The 1,255-nt window shown below is 75.0% G+C and carries 2 protein-coding genes; both read right to left on the bottom strand.

What is annotated here, in order from left to right:
* Window positions 1-666 (bottom strand): urease accessory protein UreG (gene ureG / locus JXZ78_RS39995; protein ID WP_238783729.1); only part of this gene is annotated, 666 nt, incomplete at its 3' end.
* Between the two features lie 67 nt (window positions 667-733).
* On the bottom strand, window positions 734-1,255 hold a 522-nt coding region (locus JXZ78_RS39990; RefSeq protein ID WP_238783728.1), incomplete at its 5' end, for an urease accessory protein UreF.

The raw sequence follows: 1,255 nt of genomic DNA, 5'->3' as shown, positions 1-1,255 counted from the left end.
GCGGACCCAGTCGGTGACCGGCTGGACGCCGTTGGCGGTCTTGAGGCAGGTGAAGGTGACGGGCAGGTCGCCGCGCTGGTTCTTGGCGTCGCGGGCCATGCCGTCCAGGTCGACGCCGACGTAGGGGGCGAGGTCGGTCTTGTTGACCACCAGCAGGTCGGCGGTGGTGACGCCGGGGCCGCCCTTGCGGGGGATGTCGTCGCCGCCCGCCACGTCGATCACGAAGATCTGGGCGTCCACCAGGCCCTTGGAGAAGGTGGCGGTGAGGTTGTCGCCGCCGGACTCCACCAGGATCAGATCCAGCGGGCCGAGGGCGTCCTCCAGGTCCTCGACGGCTTCGAGGTTGGCGGAGATGTCGTCACGGATGGCGGTGTGCGGGCACGCGCCGGTCTCCACGGCCGTGATCCGCTCGGCGGGCAGCACCGCCTCACGCAGCAGGAACTCGGCGTCCTCACGGGTGTAGATGTCGTTGGTCACCACCGCCAGGGACAGCTCGTCGCGCAGCGCCCGGCACAGCGCGGCGACGGTGGCGGTCTTGCCGGTGCCCACCGGCCCGCCCAGCCCGATCCGCAGTGCACGCCGGGTGCCGTCGGGGCGCCGGGGGGACGCGGCGCTGTAGCTGTGCCGGTGCGGGAAACGGTCGTCGAGATCGTGATCGAGATGCATGGGCTGCTCCGTGATCGTGTCGGGGACAGGAAGCGGTACGAGCGGCGGGGTGCCGAAAGGTGAAGGGTCAGGAGGCGAACAGCCGTACCGGCCAGGCCGCGTGCTGCTCGGCGGTGATGTCCAGCAGCGGCGCGGACGCCGCCGGCAACGCGCCCAGGCCCTCCAAGGGGACCCGGCGCGCGGCCTCGACGGCCCGCTCAGCGACCTGGTCGAGCGGCCCCGCCAGCCGGGCCAGCACCGCGCTCGCCTCGAACGGGTCCAGGCTCAGCAGCCGGACGGCGGCGGTGGCCGGGCCGCTGACGTTCTCATACGCGGCCGCATGGGCGGCGTCCGACGGCGCCAGCCCCGCCGACCGGGCCGCCAGCCCCAGCACGACGGGCTGATGCGCACCACGCGGCCGCGCGGCCGCCAGCGCGTCCAGCGCGGCCGAGGGCCAGGCCGCCCGGGCCGCCCGCATCATCTGCCGCCCCAGCCGCCGCGCCGTGTGCCGCAACGCCGGCACCGGCGTGCGGGCATCGGCCGCCGCATCCAGCTCCAGCGGATCGCACCCGGCCGCCGCCGCAGCCGCCAACGCGGCCGCGACCAGCCC

The sequence above is a fragment of the Streptomyces monomycini genome (genome assembly GCF_022271435.1).
Lineage (GTDB): Bacteria > Actinomycetota > Actinomycetes > Streptomycetales > Streptomycetaceae > Streptomyces > Streptomyces monomycini.
This window is presented reverse-complemented; position numbering and strand designations above follow the sequence as displayed.